16 protein-coding genes are annotated in these 15,911 nt (G+C 65.6%); 8 read left to right on the top strand and 8 right to left on the bottom strand.

Translation table 11 applies throughout. The annotated features are described in order from the left end of the window. Positions 1–30: 30 nt before the first annotated feature. The 3 genes from KHO18_RS02100 to KHO18_RS02090 all read right to left on the bottom strand — a co-directional run bounded on the left by KHO18_RS02100 (position 31) and on the right by KHO18_RS02090 (position 3,579). The gene (locus KHO18_RS02100; RefSeq protein WP_144197544.1) at positions 31–1,410 is read right to left on the bottom strand and encodes an MFS transporter; all 1,380 of its coding nucleotides are present in this window, start codon (positions 1,408–1,410) and stop codon (positions 31–33) included. Between the two features lie 139 nt (positions 1,411–1,549). Further along, positions 1,550–2,821, bottom strand: coding sequence for an iron-containing alcohol dehydrogenase (locus KHO18_RS02095; protein WP_144197543.1), 1,272 nt, complete (start codon positions 2,819–2,821; stop codon positions 1,550–1,552). Continuing rightward, complete coding sequence (locus tag KHO18_RS02090) at positions 2,818–3,579, bottom strand: alpha/beta fold hydrolase (protein ID WP_244844472.1); 762 nt, start codon at positions 3,577–3,579, stop codon at positions 2,818–2,820. The genes KHO18_RS02095 and KHO18_RS02090 overlap by 4 nt, the downstream gene beginning before the upstream one ends. Positions 3,580–3,717: 138 nt before the next feature. Between KHO18_RS02090 and KHO18_RS02085 the strand changes: the two genes are divergently transcribed. Next, the gene (locus KHO18_RS02085) at positions 3,718–4,431 is read left to right on the top strand and encodes a GntR family transcriptional regulator (RefSeq protein WP_144197541.1); all 714 of its coding nucleotides are present in this window, start codon (positions 3,718–3,720) and stop codon (positions 4,429–4,431) included. Between the two features lie 24 nt (positions 4,432–4,455). On the opposite strand, the gene KHO18_RS02080 is transcribed toward KHO18_RS02085, so the two are convergent. Both KHO18_RS02080 and KHO18_RS02075 read right to left on the bottom strand, forming a co-directional pair. Next, a complete protein-coding gene (locus tag KHO18_RS02080) occupies positions 4,456–6,012 on the bottom strand; it encodes a M20/M25/M40 family metallo-hydrolase (protein ID WP_144197540.1) in 1,557 nt (518 codons plus the stop codon). An 88-nt stretch (positions 6,013–6,100) separates the two neighbouring features. Next, positions 6,101–7,000, bottom strand: coding sequence for a LysR family transcriptional regulator (locus tag KHO18_RS02075; protein ID WP_144197539.1), 900 nt, complete (start codon positions 6,998–7,000; stop codon positions 6,101–6,103). A 93-nt stretch (positions 7,001–7,093) separates the two neighbouring features. Between KHO18_RS02075 and KHO18_RS02070 the strand changes: the two genes are divergently transcribed. The 3 genes from KHO18_RS02070 to KHO18_RS02060 are packed head-to-tail and all read left to right on the top strand — an operon-like array spanning position 7,094 to position 8,930. Beyond that, a complete protein-coding gene (locus KHO18_RS02070; RefSeq protein WP_144197538.1) occupies positions 7,094–7,543 on the top strand; it encodes a DoxX family protein in 450 nt (149 codons plus the stop codon). Between the two features lie 29 nt (positions 7,544–7,572). After that, a complete protein-coding gene (locus KHO18_RS02065; protein WP_144197537.1) occupies positions 7,573–8,001 on the top strand; it encodes a nuclear transport factor 2 family protein in 429 nt (142 codons plus the stop codon). After that, a complete protein-coding gene (locus tag KHO18_RS02060) occupies positions 8,001–8,930 on the top strand; it encodes an NADP-dependent oxidoreductase (protein WP_211942707.1) in 930 nt (309 codons plus the stop codon). The genes KHO18_RS02065 and KHO18_RS02060 overlap by 1 nt, the downstream gene beginning before the upstream one ends. Before the next feature lie 7 nt (positions 8,931–8,937). Here the strand turns inward: KHO18_RS02060 and KHO18_RS02055 are convergent, their stop codons facing one another. Then, a complete protein-coding gene (locus KHO18_RS02055; RefSeq protein ID WP_144197807.1) occupies positions 8,938–9,831 on the bottom strand; it encodes an AraC family transcriptional regulator in 894 nt (297 codons plus the stop codon). Positions 9,832–10,125: 294 nt separating this feature from the next. Here KHO18_RS02055 and KHO18_RS02050 point away from each other — a divergent pair, with 294 nt between their 5' ends. From KHO18_RS02050 to KHO18_RS02040, 3 genes are read left to right on the top strand one after another with little or no spacing between them, the layout of a single operon-like run. Next, entirely contained in the window at positions 10,126–10,866 is a 741-nt protein-coding gene (locus KHO18_RS02050) for an SDR family oxidoreductase (RefSeq protein WP_144197535.1), read from the top strand. 41 nt (positions 10,867–10,907) lie between these two features. Continuing rightward, complete coding sequence (locus KHO18_RS02045; protein ID WP_144197534.1) at positions 10,908–11,669, top strand: SDR family NAD(P)-dependent oxidoreductase; 762 nt, start codon at positions 10,908–10,910, stop codon at positions 11,667–11,669. Between the two features lie 46 nt (positions 11,670–11,715). Then, positions 11,716–12,564, top strand: a complete 849-nt coding sequence (locus tag KHO18_RS02040; protein ID WP_211942705.1) for an SDR family oxidoreductase — start codon at positions 11,716–11,718, stop codon at positions 12,562–12,564. Between the two features lie 69 nt (positions 12,565–12,633). On the opposite strand, the gene KHO18_RS02035 is transcribed toward KHO18_RS02040, so the two are convergent. Together KHO18_RS02035 and KHO18_RS02030 are read right to left on the bottom strand one after the other, a co-directional pair. After that, entirely contained in the window at positions 12,634–13,338 is a 705-nt protein-coding gene (locus KHO18_RS02035; protein WP_144203691.1) for a hydrolase, read from the bottom strand. Positions 13,339–13,555: 217 nt separating this feature from the next. Then, positions 13,556–14,578, bottom strand: a complete 1,023-nt coding sequence (locus KHO18_RS02030) for a DUF1338 domain-containing protein (protein ID WP_144200926.1) — start codon at positions 14,576–14,578, stop codon at positions 13,556–13,558. A gap of 167 nt (positions 14,579–14,745) precedes the next feature. On the opposite strand from KHO18_RS02030, the gene KHO18_RS02025 reads away from it, so the two are divergent. Further along, positions 14,746–15,654, top strand: coding sequence for a LysR substrate-binding domain-containing protein (locus KHO18_RS02025; protein WP_144200928.1), 909 nt, complete (start codon positions 14,746–14,748; stop codon positions 15,652–15,654). The last annotated feature ends 257 nt before the right edge of the window (positions 15,655–15,911 follow it).

Below are 15,911 nucleotides of genomic sequence, written 5' to 3'. Positions count from 1 at the left end.
GGCGCGGCACGCTGGCCGCGCGGCGAATCGTTATTGGGAGACTTCCTCCAGCGCCCTGCCGCGTGTTTCCACGCCCAGCATCAGCACCATCGCGGCTGCCACGGCGAAGGACATCGCCCCCAGCGTGAACACTCCGCCCTGCCCGGTCACCGGCAGCAGCACGCCAACCAGATAGGGGCCCGCCAGCGAACCGATGCGGCCGATCGACGAGGCAAAGCCGGAGCCGGTGGCGCGAGAGCGCGTGGGATAGAGTTCCGGGGTGTAGGCGTAGAGCACCGACCACATGCCGAACAGGAAGAACTGCATGCACAGCCCGGCGGCGATCAACTGCTCCACCGGCACCTTGTGCACCGCCGCCTGGCCGTACGCATACGCGGCGACGGCGCTACCGAGCAGCATCAGCGCGCAGGTTGGCTTGCGGCCCCATTTCTCGAGCAGCCATGCCGAGAACATGAACCCGGGAATGCCCGCCAGCGAGATGTAGACCGTGTAGAGCACGGACTTGGTCACCGCATAGCCGGCCTGCTGGAGCAGCGCCCCGAGCCAGGTGGTCAGGCCGTAATAGCCGAGCAGCGCGAAGAACCAGACCGACCAGAGCATGATCGTGCGGCGCGCATAGGGGCCAGACCAGAGTTCCATGAAGCGCGCCTTCCGGCTGGCCGGCTGCGCACTCCCGTAGGTCGTGGCGACCGGGGGCAAGGCGCGGCCCCAGGCGCGTTCCACACGCTGCTCTATGCCAGCCATCACGGCGTCGGCTTCGCGCCTGCGTCCCACATCCTCGAGCCAGCGCGGGGATTCGGGCACCATCCGGCGCACCACGAACACAAATACGGCTGGCACGGCCAGTGCGATGAAGATGCCGCGCCAGCCGATCATCGGCAGCAGGAAATACGTCAGCGCGCCGGCGGCGATGAAGCCGATCGGCCAGAACCCTTCCAGGATGGCCACGTACTTGCCGCGGCTCTTGGCCGGCACGATCTCGGACACCATCGACAGACCGATCGGAAACTCCATCCCCATGCCGAAGCCAAGCAGCACGCGATAGATCATCAGCGTCGTGACGTTGTCCGCCAGCCCGCACATCAGGCTGCCCACGCCCCAGAAGATCATGCTGACCTGGAACACGGGCTTGCGGCCGAAGCGATCTGCCAGCAGCCCGGCGATGGCGGCGCCCAGGAACATGCCCAGGAAGCTCGAGCTGGCGAGCATGCCGGCCTGCGCGGCGGTCAGGCCGAACTCGGCCTTGATCGAACCGAGCACGAACGTCATGAGGCCGAGGTCCATCGAATCAAAAAACCACGCGGTGGCGATGATGCCGAACAACGAGCGCTGGTAGCCCGTCATCGGCAATCGTTCCAGCCGCGCCGCTACGCCGGCCTCCAGCCTGAGGGCGCCTGCTGACATATCCATGGTTGTCTCCTGTGTAGGTGAGTCGCGCTCTCTGGCGGCGCGCTTTCGTAATATATTAGTTGGACATCGCTGATGTTCAAGTTATGGTTTACGGCATGCCGTGCGAAGCGGCATCGTTTGGTGCAGCGGAAATGCGGTGCTACGCGGCGCGGCGCGGCGCCATGGACGGGGCTTCGGCGGAGAGATCGCCGTGCCAGGCATGCCGGACGATGGCGGCATAGCGCACCGGTACGTCCGGCACGGGAAACGCCTTGGCGAGGCGCGTCACACCAAGGGCATCCTTCACCAGCGTCTCCAGGTCATCTTGCGCGATGCCGCACTGCTGCAGTGTGGTGGGAATGCCCAGGTCACGGACCAGATCGCGCACCAGGACGGGCAGGCGCGCCACGGCCACATGGGGATCGGGGTCCTCGATCCCGAACAGCCGGGCCACGGCAAGCATCTCGCCGGCACGCACATCGCGCAGGGCATCGAGTACGTAAGGCAGCGTCACCGCATTGGTCGTGCCGTGCGAGCGATGCGTCAGCCCCGCCACGGCATAGGCGATGCCATGCACCGCGTTCAGTCCGGCGCTGCCATACGACAGCGCGGCATAGAGGCTTGCATGGCTCATGCCGATGCGCGCTTCGGTGTCCTCGCCGCGTTGGTAGCTGCGCAACAGATACTGGCTGCACAGCCGGATCGATTCATGCGCGAACAGCATGGTCAGGGCATTGCGGCCGCTATAACCGGGGTCAGGGTCCCCGCCCCGGTCGAAACGGGCGGCGTCTAGCGTCAGGTATGACTCGATGGCGTGGGTCAGCGCATCGATGCCCGCGTCGGCCGTCACCCGTGGCGGGCAGGTGTAGGTGAACTCGGGGTCGATCAATGCCACGGCGGGCCGCAGGCGGTTGTCCATGACGGCCACCTTGGTGGCGCTCTCCGGATCGACCAGGATCGCCCCGGGCGTGGCCTCGGAGCCCGTGCCTGCGGTAGTGGGCAGCGCAATCATCGGCAGAATGGGCGTGGCGCTGTCGATCATGCCGATGAACTCCCGCACCGGCTTGCCGCCCGGCAGGCTCAGGCAAAGGGCCTTGGCCAGATCGATATTGCTGCCGCCGCCGAGGGCGATGACGTGATCGAGCGGCTCGCCGTTGCACTGCGCCCGGATGGCTGCCGTGGCGGTGTCGCAGAGCGTGGTCGTGGGATCCGGCATGCCGCCGTCATAGACCATCAGTGCCACGCCGTGTGCGCGTGCGGCAGCGACGAGTTCATCGACCCATGGCGTGGCGGAGGTGAAGAACGTATCCGTGACCAGCAGGCCGTGACGATAGCCCAGCCGCTGCAGCAGCGCAGGCAGCTGCGCGCGGGTGCCTGCGCCCATGATCAGGCGCGCCGGCGCGCAGAAATAGATCAGGTCCTCCATTCTCATGCTGTCTCCCGTGGGTATGTTCTGGTGCCGTGCGCTGCGGCTGGCGCTGGCCAATGCTTGCGCAGATACACGGCGATGTCCTCGGTCCGCTCGGTCAGCACGCTGTGGCCGGCGCCCTGCAGGACGTGGAATTCGGCGCGCGGAACCCCATCGGCCAGCATCGCGCCGTGCGTCAGCGGGCAGTCGGCATCCTCGCTGCCGTGGATGACCCGTGCCGGAGTCGTGATATGGGCCAGCTCGCCGCGTTGGTCCGTCCGCCGGATCGCGTTCCAGGTCCACGCCACGGTGCGATGGTCGGCGGCCTCACGCAGCCCGAGCCGTTGTTCGCGTGTCGCGATCGCTTCCAGCAGCGCATCGGGTGACGACGGCGGGAACCAGGCCACCGCGTCGAGGTACGGCGTGCCCGAGACCAGCAGCAACTCGGCGGGGAGCGGCCACGCGGCCGTCGTGCGGACCTGTGACAGATAGGCCAACGCCACGGATACCCCCATGCTCCACCCGGCCAGCACGAACGGCCCATCGACATGCCGGGTAATCGTCCGGCCCAGCTCACGTGCGTAGGCATCCAGCGTGCAGTCGTCCTCACTGGCGGGCGCCTTCGCGAGGCCACGCCCGGGCAGATTTGGCAGGATGAAGGTGCATCGGTCGGCCAACTGCCGTGCCAGCGGCAGCCAGGCACCCCGTGTGCCCTGGATGCCATGGACGGCCACCACGGTGATTGGCCCGCCCCCCACGGCTATGACATCGTCGTCCGTCACGTCTCCTCCGGTACACATCTAATATATTAGAAGGATAGTAGCAGAAATCCGACGGGAAGCAAGGGCGAAATCCAGCCTGTACAGGAGTTGCGTACGGCTCATATACAATGGGTTTTCCGTGCACCCAGATCCCGGCCCATGACCTCAAAACCCGCCACGCGCGCCCGTTCTGCGCCAGTACAAGAGCCTGAAGAGGCTCCAGGCCAGCGCGGCAAGCTGACCGACCTGGCATACGAGCAGGTAGAAGAAGCCATCGTGACGTTGAAGCTGGCGCCGGGTAGTTCCGTGTCGGAATTGCAGCTCAGCGAAATGACGGGAATCGGCCGTACGCCAATCCGGGAGGCGATCCAGCGGCTGGCGCGCGAGCATCTGATCATGGTGCTGCCGCAGCGCGGCCTGCTGATCGCGCCGATCGACGTAGCCAAGCAGCTTCGCCTGCTGGAGACCCGCCGCGAGGTGGAGCGACTGATCTGCCGCTGCGCCGCACGCCGCGCCACGGCGGAGCAGCGCGATCACTTCAAGCGCCTGGCGAAGGAATTCGAGCAGTCATCGCGCAGTGGCGACGACGTGGCCTTCGTGCGCGCGGACCGGGAATTCAATGAACTGTGTCTGGTTGCCGCCCGCAACGAGTTTGCCGAGGGGTCGATGCGGCTGATGCACGGGCTGTCGCGCCGCTTCTGGTATCTCCACTACAAGGAGGCGGCGGACCTGCCAACGATGTCGAAGCTGCACGCCACGGTGGCCTCGGCGATTGCGCGCGGCGATGTCGATGGCGCCGGCGAAGCGCTCGATGCGCTGCTGGACAATATCGAGGAATTTACGCGCGCGACGGTGCTGGGGGACTATCGCTAGCCCCCCGTAGCGAAAGCCTGATACTCAGAACGGCGCAGTCATCAGCCCGTACAGCGTGCGCACGCCATTGACATAGTTTCCAAGCCGAAGGTTCTCGTTCGCGGCATGCTGGTTGTTGTCGGCATTGACGAGCGGGATGATCACGAACGGCACGTTCAGTACATCCACGATTTCCGCCGTCGGCACGGTGCCGCCCATCATGCGGATACGGACGGGCTCCGGGCTCGTGCCAAAGGTGCCGGTGACGCCCTGGTACGCCCATTTCGCGACCGGGGAGTCCATCGGCGAACCCGCTGCATTCGCCCCTTCGCTCTGGTAGGAGAAGCTTGCCAGCTTGTCGTAGCGCGCGCGTTCCTCGTCGGTCGGCGTGCCTTTCACAAGGTGGTAGCCCTGCTTGGCGATGTACTGCTCGATCAGCTTGCCGAGGTACGCGGCATCGGAGTCCGGCGTGGTGCGCAGATCGAGTTCGGCCTCGGCCTTGTCCGGAACGATATTGGCGACCTTGTCACCGACTGCGGCGGCGGCCATGCCACGCACATTCAGCGACGGATATTGCAGCGCCTCCTGATAATTGGCGCCGACTTTCTCCGCTTGCGCGATGCCAATCCGGGCCTTCAGCGCTTTCTCGTCGTCAGGCACGGCGGCCATGATCCTGCGCTCGGCATCGCCGAGACGAACCTTGGCGTAGTAGCCCGGAATGGTGACGCGACCGCTATCGTCCTTCATCGAGCCTAGCAGGCTCGCGAGCCGGAGCGCCGGGTTCGGCACGTAGTTGCCGTAGTGGCCGCTGTGCAACGGCGCCTTCGGGCCGAACACGGTGATCTTTGCCTTCGCCGCGCCGCGGTTGCCGAAGATAAGTGTGGGGCGATTGGTGGCATGCATGGGGCCGTCGTGGATGATCATGCCGTCGCAGGCCAGCAGGTCGCGATGGGCCTGCATCACCTTGCCGATGGAGGGCGAGCCCTTCTCCTCCTCGCTGTCCAGGATCACCTTGATATTGACCGCGGGTTGGGTGCCTGCCGCCTTCATCGCATCGATGGCCGCCAGCAGCATCATGATCGGCCCCTTGTCGTCCGACGAGGAACGACCGAAGACCCGCCACTCCGGGTCCACCGCCCCCGAGAACAGGTTGGCCATGTCGATCTCCTCCCAATCGCCCTTGGCGCCCTTCTTCTTCAGCACAGGCGTCCACGGACTCTTCTGCGCCCATTGGGAGGGGATGACCGGCTGGCCATCCAGGTGCATATAGAACAGGACGGTCTTGCGCGACGCCTGCTTGCCCGGATACTCGGCGAACAACATCGGCTTGCCGTCGTTGTCCAGCGGCTGGGTCGTGAATCCACGCTTGCGGAATGCCTGCTCGAGCCAGGCCACATTGCGCCGGATATCTTCGGGCGCCACCGAATCATTGGGGATGCTGAGCAGATCCAGATACTCGCGGTAGCTCGCTTGCGCCTGCTGCTGGGCGGCTTCGGGTGCCAGGGTTGCCGCGTGTGCCACGGGGCTGAATAGGCTGGATAGGCCGGATATGCCAATAGCAGCCGCGCAGAGGGTCAGGCAGGGGGCGAAGGCGTTTCTCATCTTGTCCTTTTGGTCTTGTTCGAGGAGCGTGTCACTGGTGCCGTGCCAGCGGCGGCTGGCGGTGCATTCTACGCCCGCATCCGGACGGTCAAGCGTCCCGTGCGCCCTTCAGGCGTTTGAGAAACCATCGACCTGCCGGGCCTGGCGGCGTGTCTTTCCGGTACACCGCGAACATGGCAATCGGCGGGGTACGGGGTTGGAAGGCCTCGATGCGCAACCTCACGAGGGTGCCGGCATCCAGGTCAGCCTGAACCATGGCCATCGGCATATGGCCCCAGCCGAACCCGGCGCGCAAGAACGCATGCTTGGCGCCCAGATCGGCAAGCCGCCAGATTTGCGGCGAGAAGACGCCGAACGTCGTGCCTTCGGTCAGCGTGGTGCGATCGGTAAGTACCAACTGCACTTGGTCCTTCAAATCGCGCGGCCGGATGAGTCCCTTGCAGGACGCCAATGGGTGTGACGGGGCAGCAACCGTGACCATGGGTACGTCCAACAGCTTCTCCGCCTCCAACAACTCCGGAACCGCCGGCATGGAGCCGCTGATACCAAGCCGGCACGCCTGTCCCAGTACAGGCTGCATGACGGCGCCAAGGGCCTCGACGTAGAGCCGCAGCGGTGTGTGGGGAAATGCCTGCCGGAATGCGCCGACGGCATCGGTCAACGACGCCATGGGATACATGACGTCCACGACGACCGACAACTCGGGCTCCAGTCCATCGGCAATCGCGCGCGCTTTCGATTTGAATCCGTCCATGCCGCTCACCACCTGGCGAGCCTGCGCCAGCAGCGCAGTCCCTTCCTCGGTCAGCCGGGGGTAGCGGCCGCTGCGATCGAAGAGCTGGACGCCAATCTGCCCTTCCAGATTGGCCAGCGTATGGCTGACGACCGACTGCGCGCGCCTGAGTTTGCGGCCCGCAGCGGAAAAGCTTCCTTCGTCAGCGGCGGCGATAAACGTGCGGAGCTGGTCCAACGAGACGGCGTCGAGCATGTATCTACCATATAGATGGATTTCATCTAGAAATATAGGCTTCCTGGATAGGTGTCAAGTCTCTAATCTTCGGACATCCACTCTCTGAAAAGGATGAACAACATGAACTCGAACCTGAACGCCAACCTCGACCTCCTCAATGCCCGCTCGGCCGTCCCGGCCATTGGCCGCACTCTCATCGCTGCCATCTTCCTCATCAGCGGCTTCGGCAAGCTGATGGCCCCCGGGGCGACGATGGCCTATATCGGCTCGCTGGGCCTCCCGGCACCGGCGCTCGGCCTGATCGGCGCATTGGTACTGGAACTGGCAGGCGCCGCGCTGCTGGTGCTCGGCTACAAGACGCGCCTGGTCGCCCTGCTGCTGGCGGCCTACGCCGTGGTGACCGCGCTGATCTTCCACCACGCGCTGGCAGACCAGAACCAGATGTTCCATTTCCTGAAGAACCTGGCCATGGCCGGGGGCCTGCTGCAGGTGGTCGCCTTCGGCGCTGGCGCCTTCAGCCTGGACAACCGTCGCGCGCTGGCCGAGCGGGTCATTGCCTAATATCCGGCACCAACAAGGGGAAACGCATCATGACCATCGCAACAGCGCTTTTGCAGCAACACCTCCAGTGGCTGGTTGACGACCCGCAGCAATGGCAGGGATTGATTGCCGACGACATCGTGTGGGATCTGCCCTATGCACCGAGCCTTGGCCATCCGCTGCAACTTGACGGCCGCGAGTCCGTGCTGCGGCATGTGGGCTGGTTCGTGGGCGCGGTCAAGGATTTCCGCTTCTTCGATACGGTGGTCACCGCCACCGACGACCCCCAGCATGCCATCGCCCGGGTGCGGGCCGAAGGGCTGATCTCCGCAACCGGGCGGACCTACCGGCAAGAGTACGTCGTATTCCTGACCGCGCGCGACGGACGGATCGCCCATTTGCGGGAGTATTTCGATCCGGTACAGGCCGCGTTGGCCCTTGACGCCCCGATCGTGGGCGTCCCTTCGAGGAGCATCTGATGAAAGCCATACAAGTTGCCGCCTATGCCAGCCCGGACGCCATGGCCCTGGCCGAACTGGACGATCCCGTTCCCGGCGATAACGAAGTCCTGATCGATGTTGCCGCTGCCGGCGTGAATCCGATCGACTGGAAAATCGTCAGTGGCGCCATGAAGGCGTTCATCCCGCTGCCCTTGCCTTTCACGCCCGGCGTGGATGCCGCCGGCACCGTCGTCGCAGTCGGGCGCCACGTCACCACGCTGGCACCGGGGGATGAGGTCATGGGATTCATCGGCATCGTCGGCGCCTATGCCTCCCGGATTGTGGTGGATGCCAGCCGGCTGGCGCGCAAGCCGGCGCGGCTGAGCTTCGCCGAGGCGGCCGCGATGCCCGCTGCGACGCTGACGGCCTGGCAGGCGCTGCACGAACACGGTGCGTTGCAGGCCGGTCAAACGGTCCTGATCCATGCCGCGGCGGGCGGCGTGGGGAGCGCGGCAGTGCAACTGGCGAAACTGGCCGGCGCGCATGTCATCGGCACCGCTTCGGCTGGCAATCGCGAGTACCTGCAAAGCCTCGGTGCGGCAGCGTTCATCGACTACCGCGCACAGGATTTTGCGGAGCAAGTCTCCCAGGTCGATCTGGTGCTCGACCTCGTCGGCGGCACAACGCAGGCAAGGTCGTGGTCGGTGCTGAAGCGCGGCGGCACGCTGGTTTCCACCGTCAGCAAGCCGGATGCCGCGCGCGCCGGCAACCCGGCACAGGTAACCGGCAGGCATTTCGTCACCCGTGCCGATGGCCCGATGCTTGCCGCGCTGGCCGCGCTCCATGCCTCCGGCGAGGTGCGCACCCATGTCGATTCGGTCTTTCCTCTCCAGGAGGCAAGCCGTGCCCTGGCAAGGAGCATGGGCGGCCACGTGCGGGGGAAGGTGGTTCTGGACGTGACCGCCTAGCGAGCGCCTAGGTACCGAAGCGGACCGCCGGCGAGAGCGTGAATGATTCGCGCATGTCACGCACCTCCTCGACCGGCGTGCGGCCAAACAGGCGCTTGAACTCCCGGCTGAATTGGGACGCGCTTTCGTAGCCGACGCGCCCCGCTGCCGCCGCCGCGGTCACGCCGTCGCGGATCATCATCAGGCGCGCCTGATGCAGGCGGGTCGACTTGATGTACTGGATCGGCGATGTCTGCGTCACGGTGCGAAAGTTGGCGTGAAACGCCGGCACGCTCATGCCGGCTTCCTCGGCAAGACGCGCGACGTTGAGCGGCGTCGCAAATTCGGTGTGAATCCGCTTGAGTGCCCGCGCCACGCGCCCGAACCGGCCGTGATGCGCCAGCGCGGCACGCATCGCCCCGCCCTGCTCGCCTGTGAGCACCCGATAGCAGATCTCTCGCACGATACCTGGCCCCAGTACCTGCGCATCGAGCGGCACCGTCAATGCTTCCAGCAGCCGTATCGTGGCGCCGGCAAGGTCTCCCTCCAGCCGTGTGGAAACGATGCCGGTCGGCGGCGCTTCGGGATGATGCCCGGCGGCACCGATCTGCGTCATCAGCTCGCTCAGTTCGATCAGGTCCAGACGGATGGACACCGCAAGCATGGGTTCCTCCGGCGAGGCCTGGGTTTCCGTCGAGAACGGCAGCGGGACGGACAGCACGAGGTAATGCTGCGCGTCGTAGACATAGACCTCATTGCCCAGGAAGCCGAGCTTGCGCCCCTGGCAAACAATCACGATGCTCGGCTCGTACAGCACCGGCGTGCGCCCGAGCGGACGATCCGAACGCATCAGCCGCACGCTGTCGAGCGCCGACTGGGTGTAACCCTCGTTGGGCGCCAGTCTCTCCAGCAGACGGACCATCCGGGTGGAAGCGGGATTGCGGACGTTCGACACCGCGCTCTCCTGTTGTCGCAATAGACGCCATTGTAGTCACCCCCCGGCGCGCGCGCCAGCCGACTCGATAGGGACTCGATAGGAATAGGCAATAACGGCATCGGTCCGTGTATTCGCCTCCGGGCGCGTCTTCCCTACCATTCATTCACCGGCCGACGAACCCCTTTCGCTTCATTGCAGGCCGCAACCGGCACGGCGTCGTCCCCGTAACAAACGCGGACAGGCGCCGCCAAAACCGAACCGACAATAGGAGTAAGCAAGATGGCAATCTCTTCCACCCAATCGAAGGTCATCCTGATCACCGGCGCCAGCAGCGGCATTGGCGAGGGCACCGCCCGTTTGCTCGCCGCGCAGGGCCATCGCCTTGTGATTGGCGCACGCCGCACCGACAGGCTCGTCGAGCTGACGGCATCGCTGCAGGAGGCCGGCGGCATCGTCCGCTATCGTGAACTCGACGTCACCTCGGCGGAGGATGTCGCGGCATTTGCTCGATTTGCGCTCGACGCCTTCGGTCGCATCGACGTGCTCATCAACAATGCGGGCGTGATGCCGCTTTCGCCGCTGAACGCGCTGAAGGTCAGCGAGTGGAACCGGATGATCGACGTGAACATCCGTGGCGTACTGCACGGCATCGCTGCCGTCCTGCCGACGATGGAGCAGCAAGGCCAGGGCCAGATCATCAATATCTCCTCGATCGGCGGCCTGTCCGTGTCGCCGACCGCCGCCGTCTACTGCGCCACCAAGTTTGCCGTGCGCGCCATTTCCGACGGGCTGCGCCAGGAGACGGACAAGATCCGCGTGACGGTGGTCTGCCCGGGCGTCGTGGAGTCCGAACTGGCCGACTCGATCTCCGACGACACCGCGCGCTCGGCCATGCAGGCGTTCCGCCGCATCGCCATCACGCCCGATGCCATCGCCCGCGCCATCGCCTACGCCGTGGAGCAGCCGGCCGATGTCGACGTCAGCGAGATCATCGTACGGCCCACCGCCAGCCCGTTCTGAACGCCTGGCACCTGTCCCGCAACCCGACCAAGGAAACCATCATGACATCACGCCATTCGGAAACCGGCGCCTTCGCAGGCAAGGTCGCCATCGTTACCGGCGCGGCCAGCGGCATCGGCCTGGCCACGACGGAACTCCTGCATGCCCAGGGGGCAAACGTGATCGCCGTTGGACGCAGCGCCAATGTCGAAGCACTGGCCCGACCCGGCATCGTCCCCCTCGTCGCCGACGTAGCACGCGAGGAAAGCGCCGTGCAAGCGGTCGCGACAGCGATCGACCGGTTCGGCAAGCTCGACATTCTCGTCAACAACGCCGCGATCATCATCAACAAGCCCGTCGTCGACATGTCACTCGAAGACTGGAACAGCATCCAGGCCGTCAACGCCACGGGCGCGTTCCTGTTCTCGCGGGAAGCCATGCGCGCGATGGTGCCGGCAAAGTCCGGCGCCATCGTCAATGTGGGTTCGTACGCGTGCTATCAGGCATTCCCGACCATCGCCGCCTACGCGGCCTCGAAGGGCGCGCTGGCGCAGTTGACCCGCGCGTTGTCGCTCGAAGCCATCGAGCACGGCATCCGCGTCAATGCGGTGGGCTCCGGTGACGTCATCACCAACATCACCAATCACATCCATGCCGACGGTCAGGCGTTCCTGGCCGAACACGGCAAGAAGGCGCCCATCCGCCGCGCAGCCCAGCCGAAGGAAATTGCCGAGGTGATTGCATTCCTGGCATCGGAAAAGGCCAGCTTCATCGTCGGTGCCGTCGTGATGGCCGACGGCGGCATGAGCGTCGCGCTGCCCTGAAGACGTCGCCCGTCCAACTTCAACCTACAACTCGAGAATCTTCACCATGAAAACACCAACCCGTACCTGGTTCATCACCGGCGCCTCGAAAGGCGTGGGCCAGAAGCTCGCCAAGCATCTGCTTGAGCAAGGCCACCGTGTGGCCGCAACCTCGCGCACCGCAGCATCGCTGACCAAGGTGTTCGGTCAGGCATCCGACGGTTTCCTTCCCCTGGAAGTGGACCTGACCGATGACCAAAGCGTCCGGCGGGCCATCGAGAAAGCCGTGCAGACGTTTGGCGCCATCGACGTGGTTGTAAACAACGCTGGCTACGCACAGCAAGGCACCGTCGAGGCATTGTCCGACGACGAGCTGCGCCAGAACTTCGAAGTGAACTTCTTTGCGCCGATGGTCGTCCTGCGCCATGCGCTGCCGCATCTTCGCGGCCAACGCAGCGGGCACATCATCAATATCGCGTCGATCGTCGGTTACCAGGGCGGCTATGCGGGCTGGGGCAGCTACGTCGCGAGCAAGTTCGCGCTGGCGGGTCTGACCGAATCGCTGGCCGCGGAAGTTGCCGAACTCGGCATTCGCGCCACGGTGGTCTATCCCGGCCCAGTTCGCACCGATTTTCTGTCAAGCGGCGCGCTGGCGGTGGCCAAACGGCAGATCGATGATTACGCGGAGGCCAAGGCGTCGCTCGACCTGCATCTCGGCACGCTGCACGGCCACCAGGCCGGAGACCCTGACAAGCTGGCACTGCTGATCATCCAGGCCGCCAGTGTCGAATCGCCACCGCTGCATCTGTTCGCCGGCAAGATCGCCAACGACCTTGCCGCCGTCAAGGCCAAGGCCGTCGCGATGGATCTCGATGCGTGGAGGGGCTCGTCAGAAGCCACCGATTTCGTGGATTGATTGAGAAGCGTGTATCCGTCCCGGCATGATCACCGGGACGGATTGGGTCGTGAACGGTGCCGGGCCGGGTTACTCGATCACCGGCGCGTGCACCGGGGCGATGGATGCGTGCGGCGTCTGGGTGCGCTGGGCAGCCTTGTGGACCATGGTGTAGGCGTAGTCGATGCCCATGCCGTAGGCGCCCGAGTGTTGCTTGGCCAGGCCGGTCACGGCGTCGTACGTTTCCTTGTTCTTCCAGTCGCGCTGCCATTCCAGCAGCACCTGCTGCCACGTCACCGGCACCACGCCGGCCTGGATCATGCGCTGCATGGCGTAGTCGTGGGCTTCCTTGGTCGTGCCGCCCGAGGCATCCGCCACCATGTAGATCTCGTAGTCGCCTTCCAGCATCGCGCTCAGGGCGAAGGTCGTGTTGCAGACCTCGGTCCACAGGCCGGCCACGACGATCTTCTTGCGGCCGTTGGCGGCCAGTGCGTCGCGCACCTTCTGGTCGTCCCAGGAGTTCATCGAAGTGCGCTCCAGGGTCTGCTGGCCCGGGAACACGTCGAGGATTTCGGGGTAGGTGTAACCGGAGAACGAGTCGGACTCCACCGTGGTGATCGTCGTCGGCACATCGAAGATCTTGGCCGCCTTGGCCAGGCCCACCACGTTGTTCTTCATGGTCTGGCGGTCCATCGACTGCACACCGAAGGCCATCTGCGGCTGGTGGTCGATGATGATCAGCTGGCTGTTGCGCGGCGTCAGGACTTGCAGCTTGGCGTTGTTGGCGTTCGACATGGTGGTTTCTCCGGTAAAAAGATATTCAATAAGTTTGAGGTTTTCTTGGTCAGCGCGCTGTTCGCTTCTCGGCTTTGTTGCGCTGCCCATGTGCTGAACTATAGCGATCAACCCGCCACCGGAAGCGGGCTATCGCTGTCATAGTTATTCAAATTTATTGAATTATCGAAACCGGCGCCTTGCGGCGCCTTCCTGCCGTTGCCTCCGCCTAAGCCCCCTAGGCTGCCGCCGTCATCTTGAAGATTCCCTGCGCGTTCCCGGCGTCAAACCCGAGATCCACCCGGCGACGGGCCGCAGCTTCGTCCTCGAAGCTATCCCGCGTGATGAACTCGTAGAACGACCCCGGCACCTGGCGCGTGACGGTCTCGCCGTTGGCGCCCACGAACTCGCGCGTGACGGGATCGGCGCGGAAGGCGGTTTGCTTGACGCGGCCGCTGCCGGAGACCTCGACCTTTTCCTTCATCGGCCGGCCCAGCGCCTTCTGGGCATCGGCCAGGGCGAAGACGTCCACCACGCGGTCCGTGGCGTGGTTGAAGGCGTTGCCTTCGGTGGAGATCCACGCCATTTCGGCCGATTCCTTGAGCAGCGTCTCGTAGTCTTCCAGACGCGGCGCCGGGTGCTGGCGGGCAAAGCAGCGCGCCAGCAGGCCGACCAGTTCGGCGCCATCCGCCACGGCCAGCAGGCCGTCGCGTTCCAGTTGCCACAGCAATGTCTGGGCGCGCGGGGTCAGCGGGTCGGCGGACGCTTCGGTCACGCGGGTCACGGCGGCGCGGAAGGCGTCGCTGTAGCGCTCGCGCTCCGGGTGGAACTCGCTCAGGAAGAACTGGGCAATCTGCTCGGGGGCGTCGGCATGGGCGTAGGAGCGGCCGGTCATGCCGATGCGGTCGAGCGGGTAGGTACCGTTCAGCACGTAGCCGAGCGGGCGCAGGATGCGCGTGAAGGCCGCCTCGCCTTCGGGCAGCGCGCCGCTCTCCCACTTCACCGTGCGCAGTGCGCCATGGTCGAAGGTGACCTTGCCGCCGGCGCGGGCCACGTCGTCGGTGTAGGCGCGGCCGGTGGGCACGCGGTCCAGGATGTCGCCGAACAGCACGACATTGAGCGCCTGGGCGATCTCGGCACGCGTGGCGCGGCCCTCGATATCGGCCGGCAGCCCTTCGGGCATGGTGACCAGGGTCAGCAGGTGGGCGGCACGGGCGGCGCCCAGGTTGGCGTTGAGCAGCTTGGCGATATTCGGATTCATGGGAACGTAGTCACGGTAAGGTTGCGCCGCAGCATAGCGGCAGCGCCGGGCGGGTCACAAGCGACGAATGCTCACAACGTTGTGCGCCGCGCGCACGATGTCCGTCTCGCTATACTCTCCCCCTGCCGCCCCCAAGTCGCCCCAACCTGCTGTCGCCCCCGCCCGCCATGAGAAAGGACATCCCCAACCTGAACGCGCTGCTCGCGTTCGAGGCCGCCGCCCGGCTGGGCAGCTTCACCCGTGCCGCCGACGAACTCGCGCTCACCCAGAGCGCCGTCGGCCGGCAGGTGGCCCTGCTGGAGCAGCGGCTCGGCGTGGCGCTGTTCACCCGGGTACGGCGCCGGCTGGAGCTGACCGAAACAGGCCGGGAATACGCGGCGCGCGTACGGCGCCATCTGGACCATATCGAACGGGACACCCAGGAGATCAGCGCCGGCCGCACCCAGGGCTACACGCTGGAACTGGCCGTGGTGCCGACCTTCGCCACCCAATGGCTGATTCCCCGCCTGCCGGACTTCGCCCGGCTGCACCCCGAGATCACGGTCAACCTCAGCGCCCGCTCGCAGCCCTTTTCGTTCCAGGATTGCGCCTACGACGCAGCGATCTACTTCGGCGACCAGTTCTGGCCCGGCACGCGCGGCGGGGTGATCTTCCGGGAAGGCGGCATGGTGCCGGTGTGCAGCCCCGCCTTCCGGGCGGCGCACGCGCTGGCCGATGCCGAGGGCTTCGCCCAGTGCCGGCACCTGCACCTGAGCACGCGCCCGCAGGCGTGGCGCGACTGGTATGCGGTGCAGGGCTGGGACTACAGCGTGGCGGCGGCACGCGGGCCGCGCTATGAGCTGTTTACGATGATGACGGCCGCCGCGGCGGCCGGGCTGGGTGTCGGCCTGGCGCCGCGCCTGCTGATCGAGCGCGAGCTGGAAACCGGCCAGCTGGTGATTCCGGTGGAACGGGTGCTCGACGTGAGCCAGGGCTACTACTTCGCCTATCCGGAAGACGGCCCCCACGCGCCCGCGCTGGACGCCTTCCGCGACTGGGTACTGGGCCTCTCGCCGGACACAGCGCGCGAGCCCTGAACCGCCGGACCCGGCTACGGCTGGCCGGACCCATCCCATGAAAGCGTTCCCGGCGCCCGAACGCATTGTTTCGCGCAAGCTTCATCGGCCCGGCCGATATATGGATCTGCGTTCCAGATGAATGCCGCCGCGGCGCCGGCTATCCTGTATAACGAACGCGTGGGTATAAGCGGTCGATTGGACACCGGCGGCGCAACGCCGCCCCGTTCAACTGGAGATTGCTCACTGACGGAGTCGTTCGTCAGTGGCGCCATGCA

Origin of the sequence: Cupriavidus campinensis, from assembly GCF_905397395.1 — a bacterium.
GTDB lineage: Bacteria > Pseudomonadota > Gammaproteobacteria > Burkholderiales > Burkholderiaceae > Cupriavidus > Cupriavidus campinensis.
This window is presented reverse-complemented; position numbering and strand designations above follow the sequence as displayed.

Bases quoted from the DNA above. Each gene is read 5' to 3' on its own strand.
- KHO18_RS02075 (WP_144197539.1), bottom strand. From the start codon at position 7,000: ATGCTCGACGCCGTCTCGTTGGACCAGCTCCGCACGTTTATCGCCGCC.
- KHO18_RS02100 (WP_144197544.1), bottom strand. From the start codon at position 1,410: ATGGATATGTCAGCAGGCGCCCTCAGGCTGGAGGCCGGCGTAGCGGCG.
- KHO18_RS02095 (WP_144197543.1), bottom strand. From the start codon at position 2,821: ATGAGAATGGAGGACCTGATCTATTTCTGCGCGCCGGCGCGCCTGATC.
- KHO18_RS02080 (WP_144197540.1), bottom strand. From the start codon at position 6,012: ATGAGAAACGCCTTCGCCCCCTGCCTGACCCTCTGCGCGGCTGCTATT.
- KHO18_RS02065 (WP_144197537.1), top strand. From the start codon at position 7,573: ATGACCATCGCAACAGCGCTTTTGCAGCAACACCTCCAGTGGCTGGTT.
- KHO18_RS02045 (WP_144197534.1), top strand. From the start codon at position 10,908: ATGACATCACGCCATTCGGAAACCGGCGCCTTCGCAGGCAAGGTCGCC.
- KHO18_RS02085 (WP_144197541.1), top strand. From the start codon at position 3,718: ATGACCTCAAAACCCGCCACGCGCGCCCGTTCTGCGCCAGTACAAGAG.
- KHO18_RS02035 (WP_144203691.1), bottom strand. From the start codon at position 13,338: ATGTCGAACGCCAACAACGCCAAGCTGCAAGTCCTGACGCCGCGCAAC.
- KHO18_RS02040 (WP_211942705.1), top strand. From the start codon at position 11,716: ATGAAAACACCAACCCGTACCTGGTTCATCACCGGCGCCTCGAAAGGC.
- KHO18_RS02030 (WP_144200926.1), bottom strand. From the start codon at position 14,578: ATGAATCCGAATATCGCCAAGCTGCTCAACGCCAACCTGGGCGCCGCC.
- KHO18_RS02025 (WP_144200928.1), top strand. From the start codon at position 14,746: ATGAGAAAGGACATCCCCAACCTGAACGCGCTGCTCGCGTTCGAGGCC.
- KHO18_RS02060 (WP_211942707.1), top strand. From the start codon at position 8,001: ATGAAAGCCATACAAGTTGCCGCCTATGCCAGCCCGGACGCCATGGCC.
- KHO18_RS02055 (WP_144197807.1), bottom strand. From the start codon at position 9,831: ATGGTCCGTCTGCTGGAGAGACTGGCGCCCAACGAGGGTTACACCCAG.
- KHO18_RS02050 (WP_144197535.1), top strand. From the start codon at position 10,126: ATGGCAATCTCTTCCACCCAATCGAAGGTCATCCTGATCACCGGCGCC.
- KHO18_RS02070 (WP_144197538.1), top strand. From the start codon at position 7,094: ATGAACAACATGAACTCGAACCTGAACGCCAACCTCGACCTCCTCAAT.